At 48.8% G+C, this 11,174-nt stretch carries 5 protein-coding genes; all 5 read left to right on the forward strand.

The features are described 5' to 3' along the window. The first annotated feature begins 7 nt into the window (after window positions 1-7). Complete coding sequence (locus GQF01_RS00170; protein WP_161404576.1) at window positions 8-1,222, forward strand: beta-ketoacyl-[acyl-carrier-protein] synthase family protein; 1,215 nt, start codon at window positions 8-10, stop codon at window positions 1,220-1,222. Continuing rightward, the gene (locus GQF01_RS00175) at window positions 1,222-2,448 is read left to right on the forward strand and encodes a beta-ketoacyl-[acyl-carrier-protein] synthase family protein (RefSeq protein ID WP_268894303.1); all 1,227 of its coding nucleotides are present in this window, start codon (window positions 1,222-1,224) and stop codon (window positions 2,446-2,448) included. The genes GQF01_RS00170 and GQF01_RS00175 overlap by 1 nt, the downstream gene beginning before the upstream one ends. 27 nt (window positions 2,449-2,475) lie before the next feature. After that, window positions 2,476-2,922: a 3-hydroxyacyl-ACP dehydratase FabZ gene (gene fabZ, locus GQF01_RS00180; RefSeq protein WP_161404582.1), complete on the forward strand. Its 447-nt coding sequence runs from the start codon at window positions 2,476-2,478 to the stop codon at window positions 2,920-2,922. A gap of 32 nt (window positions 2,923-2,954) precedes the next feature. Continuing rightward, complete coding sequence (locus GQF01_RS00185) at window positions 2,955-9,503, forward strand: non-ribosomal peptide synthetase (protein ID WP_161404585.1); 6,549 nt, start codon at window positions 2,955-2,957, stop codon at window positions 9,501-9,503. Window positions 9,504-9,542: 39 nt separating this feature from the next. Then, the coding region (locus GQF01_RS35805) for a condensation domain-containing protein (protein WP_202555932.1) at window positions 9,543-11,174 on the forward strand (1,632 nt) is incomplete at its 3' end.

The raw sequence follows: 11,174 nt of genomic DNA on the forward strand, positions 1-11,174 counted from the left end.
TGAAGATATGAAAAGACGAATAGTTGTCACAGGCTTAGGTGTTATGTCTCCTATCGGGTCAGGTCAGCAAAAATTTTGGAATGCTTTGGTTGCTGGTGAAGTGGGAACACGGGAGATTGAATCCTTTGATACTTCGATGTTTCAAACTCATCGTGGTGGAGAAGTAAGGGATATGGACCCGGCCGATTACCTTCACGTGCATGACCCAGCGACAGTAGGACGTACGACCCAACTTGCGATTGCTGCATCACGATTAGCGGTAGATGACGCGAAGCTGCTTCTAGCGGGCTATGACATGGATAAAATCGGGGTTTGCATGGGGACAACGATGGCGAATAACTCCATATTGGAGATCAATCAAGACCTGAAATTAAAGCATAATTCCGAAGTTCCAGCTTCTCTTGTCAAACATTATCCTACTTCGTTTATATCCTCAGCCGTATCAGCAGAGTTCGGCTTCGGAGGTCCCAGTCTGACTGTGCCTACGGCCTGCGCAGCCGGCAACTATGCGATTGGTTGGGGAAAAGAGCTGATCGAAGATGGAACCATAGATGTGGCAATCGTCGGTGGTGCAGATGCTATATCGAGAACGGGATATACACTATTTCACAGGTTAGGAGCCATCGCGCCGGAAGTATGCCAGCCCTTCGACAAGAATCGGAAAGGGATGATGGTCAGTGAAGGGGCGGGAGTTCTGGTTCTTGAAGAAATGGAAAGTGCTCGGAAGAGAGGGGCTACGATATATGCTGAGCTAGTGGGATATGGTTTGTCCTGCGATGCGCATCATACGACAGCACCTCATCCTGAAGGCTTAGGCGCTGTACTTGCCATGCAGAGAGCGCTGCATGATTCTAATATGAATATCGATGATATTTCTTATATAAGTGCTCATGGTACGGGAACAAAAGCTAATGATCTAGTTGAATCCATTGCTATTCACAAAGTGTTCGGTTCACTTGCCGAGCAGCCTCAGGTATCTTCCATCAAATCCATGTTGGGACATACGATGGGAGCTGCTAGCGCAATTGAAGCGGTAGCCTGCTCTTTAGCGATATTTAATTCCGTGCTTCCTCCTACGATGAATCATATAGAAACAGATCCGGAGTGCGTAAGTAGGATTGTTCCGAATGAGGCAAGGAAACAAGCTGTACATGCAGCAATGAGCAGTTCCTTTGCTTTTGGAGGTAATATCTCTGTCATCATTCTAAAGGGCGTGTCATAATGTTCAATCATAGTAATCCTATCGTAATAACTGGAATGGGTACAGTCTCGGTTCACGGAACAGATGACGCAGCTCTTTGGCATGATATCTCGAATGGTGAAGTTCAATATGGTGAGCTGAGTGAGATTGCTCTAGGTAAGCCTGTTCGGGGAATTCGTATCCATGAATGGAACTACGAACCGCTCTTAGGCAAACGCGGGCTTCAATTCCTGCATTCCTGCTCGAAATATTTAATGGGCTCATCGTTAGTAGCGCTTGCCAATGCCGGGTTGAATTTGGAAGACGTAGTTCCGGAAGAGCTTGGAATTGTCATCGGAACCAATTTCTCTGGTATGAGGATGGCTGCCCTTTACGATGAAATATTGATGACGGAAGGGCCGAATTATGTAAGCCCGATGGAGGGTCCCAATACGATCGTGAATTCTCCGGCCTCCTATTTAGCAATCAAAATTAATGCAAGAGCTTGCAACACAACCATCACTACTGGAGCTAATTCCGGTTTTGATGCGCTTGGCAATGCCTCCACACTGCTGCGTAAAGGCGCTGCCAAATATGTAGTCGTAGGCGGCGTGGAAGAACTTAATGAATCTGTCATCTGGTTCTATGATAAAGCCGGTTTATTACCATCAGAGCGTTATGAAGAAGCCGGGTTGCCCTTCCATCCAGGAAGCTCTGGCTGGATACCTGCAGAAGGAGCAGCTTCTGTTGTGCTTGAGCGAAAATCGGATGCTCTGGCTAGAGGAGCGACGATATTAGCAGAGCTTGTTTCCTGGAGCTCAACTTTTGCAGCTGTGGATACGGCTGAAAAGAGAGCGGACGGCATCAAACGGTCTATGCTGGGTGCTTTGCAAAAAGGCGATGTACCTCTTGATCAAGTAGGACTTGTACTTACTGGAGCAAGCGGATTATCTAAGCAAGATCAAGCTGAGGCTATGGCTGTAGACTCGTGTTTCGGAACATATGAAGTGCCGGTCAGTGCGATCAAAGGGGTCATTGGTGAATCGAACGGCGCAAGCGGAATTTTCCAGCTGTTTGCGGCAGTGCGTTCACTTCAGACGAATACCATCCCGGCTACAGTCGGACTCCCTTCCTTGTCGGGAGAATATCCCCAATTAAATACGTGCCAAGAGGCTAGAGTTGGTTTGACAAGGAGCAGCGATAAGGTACTCCTGACCTCGCAAGATTTATTCGGCGCTTCCAGTGCGATAGTGGTAGGCAGATTATAGAATAAAGAAACTGGAGGAGGAAGTAGTATGCCAGCTCTGTATGGGTTTGATGTTATTCGGGGACTGCTTCCTCAATCGTATCCCTTCATTATGATCGACCTGGTGGAAGCCTTCGAGCCGGGACAATATATTGTATGCCGCAAAAATATTACCGGGAATGAATGGTTTATTCCTGGACATTTTCCGGAGAAGGCCATTTTTCCTGGAGCTCTTATTATAGAAGGAATGGCGCAAGCCGGTATTTTATTTTTTAAGCTAAACAAAGAGATGCCCAGTGAATGGAGTTCCGCGACTTTTCTGTTAACTGCAGTGAAAACAAGATTTATGAAAGTCGTTGTTCCGGGGGATCAGTTGAAATTGAGTTGCGAACCAGAGAAGCTTATCAGCACAGCTGGCATCGTGAAATGTGTGGCCACTGTCGAGGATGAAGTGGTTGCCAAAGCTGAGATGACCTTCTATGTGATTCCATCCTAAGTCTTTATTAGCATAAGCAAAGGTGGTTCTTCATGACGAAATTCGTAAGCCTGGTTGATGTCATTCAAAGAAAAGCCACGATGGAAGAGAAGGGTATTACCTACATTCATTCAGAAACGGAAGAACAATACGTTTCTTATCGTAATATTTACAATAATGCGCTTCGACTGCTCTCCCATCTGCAAGATCGGGGAGTTAAACCTGGTAGCGAAATTATTTTTCAGCTGGATCACAATAATTATTTTATCGAAGCCTTTTGGGCTTGTATGTTGGGCGGATTTATTCCCGTTCCATTATCTGTGGGAACGAATAGTGAGCAGAAGAAAAAGTTGTTTACCATCTGGCCGCTGCTCAGCAATCCTTATCTGCTAACAGAAGCAAGAGTCTATCGTTTGCTGCATAAATTCGCAGATTCCAATCAGCTGGAAGAGCGTATGGCTGAAATAGAGCGTAAAGTGCTGCACATCGAGTACATGCAGGATGGCGACCTTCAAGGCCGGATCCATGAGGCGGCAGCAGACGAAATTGCCATGATTCAATTCTCATCGGGATCGACCGGAACTCCCAAGGGAGTCGTACTCACGCATGAAAACTTATTGGTCAATATAGAGGGAATTATCTCTAGCGACAGGAACAGGTGGGCTGAAGATAAATTTCTGAGCTGGATGCCGCTTACTCACGATCTTGGACTTATCGGGTTCCATTTAGCTCCGATTATTCTTCACGCTGACCAATGCCTCATGTCGACGGCTTTATTTATTAGAGACCCCATCATTTGGCTGAAAAAATCAATGCAGCATCAAGCAACCGTTCTTTCTTCCCCCAACTTCGGTCTCATCTATGTACTGGATTTCTTCAAGCCGGAGTTTGCCGCCAATTTAGAATTGGGCCATATAAAGAAAATATTAAATGGAGCTGAGCCGATTTCTCCGGATGTTTGCGCAAGGTTTATGAATACTTTAGGCGCATATAACCTAAAAAGCAGTGTAATGCTGCCCGCTTACGGTCTTGCGGAAGCATCCGTAGGTGTTACTCTCCCTGTTAGTGATACACAACTGCATGTGCTTCACCTGAATCGCTCGTCCTTGTCCATCGGAGAAACTGTTCAATTCATGAATGAGCGAGAAGGCGGAAGTGTATCCTTCATCGATCTTGGCCCTCCAATTAAAGGAACTGACGTAGGCGTATTTGATCATAGTGGCAGCAGGCTGGAAGAATATCATCTGGGACATGTCCACATTAGAGGCAAGAATGTGACCAAAGGCTATTACAATAACCCGGAGCAGACACAAAAGGCGCTAAGAGCCGATGGTTGGCTCGACACGGGTGATTTAGGCTTTTTGCACAAAGGAAGATTAGTTGTTACCGGAAGAGCCAAGGATATCATATTCGTGAACGGGCAAAATTTGTATCCGCACGATATTGAAAGGATCGCGGAAGAAGTCGATCATGTCGGCTTAGGCAGAGCGGCTGCGACAGGTGTGTATAACCAGGTCAGAAACAAAGAAGAAATCGTATTATTTATTCGTTATCGTGGAGAACTTGAAGCATTTGCTCGGATAGCGAATAAGGTTAGAGCGCATGTTAGCCTTCAGTTGGGTGTGGAAATTCCTTATGTTATTCCGATCCTGTATCTACCCAAAACAACAAGCGGCAAAATCCAACGATACCTTCTTAATGAGCAGTTTCAGGCTGGGGAATATCAGCATATTGTAGACCAATTCGATGAATTGTTAAAGGTGCAGCATAGGGAGAAAACGCTTCTTGAGCCCAAGAATGACATAGAGGAAGCTTTACATTCTCTATGGGTGGACGTGCTCGAACTTGACCAGATTAGCATGGATGACCACTTTTTTGAATTAGGCGGTCAGTCGCTTAAGGCAAGCATGTTGGTAAGCCGGATTAATAAGCAGTTCCATGTGGATATTCCTCTGTATGAGATATTCGAAACGCCGACGATTCGGGAAATGGCAGCAACGATTCAAATGGCTGAGACTTCAGTACATAAGCCCATTCAAGCGGCAGCAGCGGAAGCGTATTATCCACTAACCTCAGCGCAAAAGAGGATGTACATTCTGCATCAATTTGAGGACATCGGATTCACTTATCATGTGTCATTTGCAGCACTAGTGGAAGGACATCTGGATGTACAGGCATTTGAGGCGGCTTGGGAAGCTCTTGTTGAAAATGAGTCCATTTTTCGAACCTCTTTTCATACGTTGGAGCAAGATGTTGTCCAGAAAGTTCATTCGGATGTGAGTCTTCAAATAGAGTATGGATTCGCAGATGACAGAGATCCGCAAGTCATTATGCGTGAATTTATAAGACCTTTCGATTTAAGCCTTGCTCGATTATGGAGAATAGGTTTGTTCAAGTTGTCCCAAAACAAGCATATGTGGATGATCGATACGCACCATATCGTGACGGACCGAACGTCACTCCTAACGGTGCTTCATCAATTTGCCAGTCAGTATAATTCGGGAAATTCGGCTATCCCTTCATTACAATACAAGGATTATGCCGTTTGGCAAAAACAATCTCTGGAGAGCGGATTGATGGATAAGCAGCGAGAATTCTGGCTGGAAACACTTAGCGGTGAATTGCCTGTTCTCGAACTGTCGTCTGATTATCCGAGATCTTCTGTACAGAGCTTTGAAGGTGATCAGCTGATCTTTGAGCTAGGAGCCGAATTAACGGGCCAATTAAGGGAACTAGCCGTAAGTACAGGAACGACGATCTATATGATTTTGTTCGCTGCCTACCAAGTTCTGCTGCATAAATATACGGGACAGAAGGATATCATCATTGGCGTGCCGGCTTCCGGCAGAAGGCATGCCGATCTACAGGATATGCTCGGGATGTTCGTTCATACGCTGCCCATCCGTTGTTATCCAGAAGGCGAAAGGACATTCCGTGATTTCCTGCAGGAAGTCAAGCATCAGCTGTTGACGGCCCTCGACCATCAGGATTATCCGCTTGAGCTGTTATTGAAGGATCTTCACATTCAAAGGGATACGGGACGCAATCCCTTATTCGATATGGTCTTCGTCATGCAAAATATGACCGAACCTGATTATAAGCTTGATCAATTGACCGTAACCCCGATTCAGATTGTATCTGAAACCGCTAAATTCGATATCACGCTTGAAGCGCTGGAAGAAGACGATCATATCTATTTTAGTATGGAATACGCTACGAGATTGTATGACAGAGCGACGATTGAAAGAATGGCAGGCCATTATGTTCAGCTTATTCAATCTGTCATGCATGAGCCTGATCAATTATTGAATCAGATTGTGGTCTTGCAGGATCGTGAACGTCAGCTTCTGATTGAGGAATTTAACGACACAACAGCCGAATATCCGCAGAATAAAACAATCCATCAACTGTTCGAAGAACAGGCGGAACGCTCGCCAGAAGCTGTCGCTCTGCTGTTCGAAGATACCGAGATTACCTACGCGGAGCTGAATCGGCGGGCCGATAAGCTGGCGTATCGTCTGCGGCTGGAGGGAATGGGCAAAGGTGATTTTGTAGGCGTCTTGATGGAACGTTCGCCGCATATGGTCGTTGCGACGCTCGGCATTCTGAAAGCCGGGGCCGCCTATGTTCCGCTGGATTCGGCCTTGCCTCAGGCGCGGCTTGTGCGGGTCCTCTCAGCGGTACAGATGAGAGGGTTGGTGACTGTAACGACGCAGAGCGATCTAGCCTGGCAGCTTGTGCAGGCTTCCGCGCTGGAGACCGTCATTACCCTCGATGCACAGCAGGATGAAGGTATCGAGCCTGAACGGTCGGTCGTAGACGAATGGACGGTACAGCCAGATGACGTGGCGTATACGATCTTTACCTCCGGTTCCACAGGTACGCCGAAAGGGGTTGTCGTCACCCACCGTCCTGTGATCAACCTGATTCACTGGCTCAATGAAAGCTACGCGATTAGTCCGGCGGATCGTATCCTGTTTATTACATCGCTGAGCTTCGACTTGTCAGTCTATGACATGTTCGGGATGCTTGCTGCGGGCGGTTCCATACGAATTGTAGGGGACAAAGATGTGCGTGATCCGCAGCGGCTGCTGCAGATGATGCACGAAGAACCGATTACGATATGGGATTCAGCGCCTGCAGCGCTGGCCCAGTTGGAGCCCTTCTTCGCACAACGAGGGTCGATACCAGGCGAAAGTAATTTGCGCTTGGTGCTGCTGAGCGGGGACTGGATTCCGCTTACATTGCCTGTTCGGCTTCAGCGAACATTCCCAGGTGTGCAGGTCATCGGAATGGGTGGGGCCACGGAAGCGACAATCTGGTCGAACTATTACGAGATCGGCGAGATTGATCCTGCATGGACGAGCATTCCGTACGGACGGCCGATCCACAATGCCCGTTACTATATCCTGGATGCACAGCTGGAACCAGCGCCGATCGGGGTTCCCGGAGATTTATATATTGGCGGCGAATGTTTGGCCGAAGGTTACATCGGCGACGAGGAGCTAACGGTGAGGAAGTTTACGGTGGATCCGTTTAGCAGCAGATCGGGCGCAAGGATGTACCATACGGGAGACCGGGCCCGCTGGAAGTCTGACGGGCAGATGGAGTTCCTGGGCCGGATCGACCATCAGGTGAAGATCCGGGGCTATCGGATTGAGCTGGGTGAAATTCAAGCGGCTCTGCTGAAGCATCCAGAGATTCAGGCTGCGGTTGCTGTGGTTCGCGAGAGCGAAGCAGGCGAGAAAACGATATGCGCGTATGTGATAGCCGAGCGGGAGCTGGCGGTCGCCGAGCTGCGTGAGTTTCTTGCCAGCGAGCTGCCAGGTTACATGATTCCGTCCTATTTCATGAGACTGGAGTCGCTGCCAGTGACAGCCAACGGCAAATTGGATGCCAAAGCGCTGCCTGCGCCTCCGAGTGAAGTGAATACGGGCGCGGCTTATGAGGAGCCTCGCAATGAAACGGAAGCGAAGCTGGCCCAGATTTGGCAGGATGTGCTGCGCATGGAGCGAGTAAGCATCCATGATCCGTTCTTTCATTTGGGCGGCGATTCAATCAAGGCGATCCAGGTCATCTACCGACTGAGTAACGAGGGAATGAAGCTGGAGATCCGCGATTTCTTCCAATATCCGACGATCGCGCAGCTGAGCTTGCATGTGAAGGCGGAAGCGGTGGCAGCAGAGCAAGGGACGATCGAAGGCGAAGTGGCGCTGACGGCCATCCAGATGTGGTTCTTCGAGCAGTATGGAAGAGAGGCGCATTTCAATCAGGCGCTGATGCTGCACAGCCATGAGCGGCTGGAGGAAGCGGCGCTCAGGCGCACCTTCGAGCGGCTGATCCAGCACCATGACGCGCTGCGGCTCGTATTTTCAGTCAGCGGCCAAATCCATCGCGGAGCGGACGAGCCTTCCATGGAGCTTCACCGTTTCGATTTCCGGGGGATGTCCCCTGCGAATGAGCGGATTGAAGCGGAAGCGAGCCAGCTGCAGAGCGGGATGAATCTGGCGGAAGGTCCGCTGGTGCGGTTAGGTCTGTTCCATACCGATCAGGGGGACCACCTGCTGATCGTCATTCATCACTTGCTCATCGACGGCGTTTCCTGGCGCATCCTGCTGGAGGACTTTGCGAGCGTCTATCGACAAGCCCTATCCGGAGAAGAACTTCGCTTGGGAGCGAAGACACATCCGTACCGGGATTGGTCGATCGGTCTTCACCGCTATGCACAAAGTGCGGAACTGCTGAAGGAGAAGGCGTACTGGCGGCAGCTGGAGAGCCGCCCGGTAGAGGCGCTTCCGAAGGATGTTCAGCTCGTGGAGCAAAGCGGCAGGCCAAGCGAGACGGTGCGGATCAACTGGTCGGCAGAGATGACAGAGAAGCTGGTGAAGGAAACAGGCAAAGCGTACAACACCGATATGGATGTGACGTTGCTGACGGCACTGGCGCTGGCGATAGAAGCGTGGACAGGAAGCAAAGAAGTGCTGGTGCAGCTGGAGGGGCATGGCCGTGAAGCGATTATGCCGGAGCTGAACGTCAGCCGGACTGTAGGCTGGTTTACCTCGATGTATCCGGTGCGGCTGGAGATGCATGGAAGCGACAATCTGGGTTATCAGATTAAATCAGTGAAGGAGAGCCTGCGCCAGGTTCCGAATAAAGGGACAGGCTATGGCCTATTGAAGTACTTGACGCCTCCTGAGCTCAAAGAAGACCTGAACTTTACCCTGCAGCCGCAGATCAGCTTTAACTATTTGGGTCAATTTGAGCTGGATGAGGAAGCGGAGAACAACGGCTGGGAAGTGTCTGAGCTGTCTGCCGGGTCTACCGTTAATCCCGATGCGCCGATGCCATTTGCCATCAATATCAACGCTGTGATTCAAGAAGGAAAGTTAGTCGTACTAGCCGACTATGACCAGAAGCAATTCAGGGCAGCATCGATGGAACAATTATTCCAATCCTTCCAGCATTATGTGAATCAAATTATGGAGCATTGCTTGCAGCAAACAGGCACTGCCGTTACGCCAAGCGACCTAATCTACAAGGAATTCGATCTGGAGGAATTTGATCAATTCGTTAACGAGCTTGCGCTAGATCTGAGCTCTTAGATGTACAAACGGGCTGAATACCAGGAGCGGGGGATTACAATGTCAAAAAAGCTGCAAGTGCAGGATATAAACCGGTTGACTCCTTTACAGGAAGGGATGCTGTTTCACAGCATCCTTGACAACAAATCTGCTGCGTATGTCGAGCAATTGGCGGTCAACATACGGGGACAGCTCCATTTGCACAGCATGGAAGAAAGCTTTCTACATCTGATGGCGAGACACGAGGTGTTTAGAACCATTTTCAAGCATACGAATGTAGAGAATCCCTTGCAAATCGTGCTTAAAGAGCGCAAGGCGAGCCTTCAAATCGAGGATTACACATCATTGAATCCGGAAGAAAAGAAGGAGCATGTTCGTCGTTACCGTGATCAGGATCTCGCCTTGGGTTTTGATTTGTCCAGAGACATCCCAGCCCGCCTGTCTTTGTTGCAAGTGGAAACCGATCAGTATGTTTTATTATTCAGCTTTCACCATATCATTCTAGATGGATGGTCTCTCAACATTGTCATGCAAGAGTTTTTCTCTATTTATGAAGATTTGCGAAAACAGCGTCCGTTGTCTCAACATCCCATCTATCCATATAGCAGTTATCTACGCTGGCTGGATCAGCAGGATCATAATAAGGCCGAGCAATTCTGGGGGCGTATGCTTGAGAATTACGAGAATCATACGCTTCTTCCAAGCTCAAACTATCAGGATTCATCCGAAAAGCCGCAATATCTGGTGAAAAAGCATTCGTTTTCCTTGAATGAACAACTCACAACAGAGTTAGCTATTTTGGCACAAAACCAAGGGGTTACCATGCATACGGTTTTCCAAGCATTATGGGGAATTCTGCTGCAGCGTTATAACGGCTCGAGCGATGCTGTGTTTGGTTCGGTCGTTTCAGGTCGGCCGTCAGAGCTTGCGGGAATGGAGCAGGCCGTTGGGATGTTTATTAATACGCTGCCTGTAAGAGTGCGGGACGAAGGGCAATCTTTTATTGAAATGCTGAAGCAGTTGAACCAGTTGGCGCTGGAGGCAAAGCCATATGAATTTTATCCTTTGTATGAAATTCAAGCCCGTTCGTACCATAAACAACGACTATTCGATCATGTTGTCGCTTTCGAAAATTTTCCTATTTCAGAAAGTCTAAGCCAGAATGCTGGGATGGATTTTACGGTTGAAAGTGTGGATTTCAAGGAGCAGACGAATTATGATCTTCATTTAAATATACATATGGACAAAGAAATGAAGTTTAGTATCACTTATAACGGACATGTACATGCTGAATTTCTTATTGGCAATATAGAAAAACATTTGAAACAACTGGCGCGAGAAGCGGCAGCAGGACCTCATCGATTGGCAGCAGAGTTAGAGCTTCTGACGGAAGAAGAGACCATTCAATTACTGAACGAATGGAACAAGATGCAGGCGGATTATCCGCGCGAAGAGACGCTGCCGAGCTTATTCGAGGCTTGCGTGGCGGCGGGGCCGGAGCGCGTAGCCGTTGTAGGGGAAAGCAGCCGCCTGACCTACGGCGAGCTGAACCGCCGAGCGAATCAGCTGGCAAGGAAGCTGCGGGAAGAAGGCGTAGGCAAGGATGTTCGGGTCGCGCTGCTGATGGAGCGCTCGCCGGAGATGCTCGTTGGCATCCTTGCGGNTACTGAAGGCAGGCGGCGCGTATGTGCC

The organism is Paenibacillus silvestris, from assembly GCF_009882985.1.
Classification (GTDB): Bacteria; Bacillota; Bacilli; order Paenibacillales; family NBRC-103111; genus Paenibacillus_E; species Paenibacillus_E silvestris.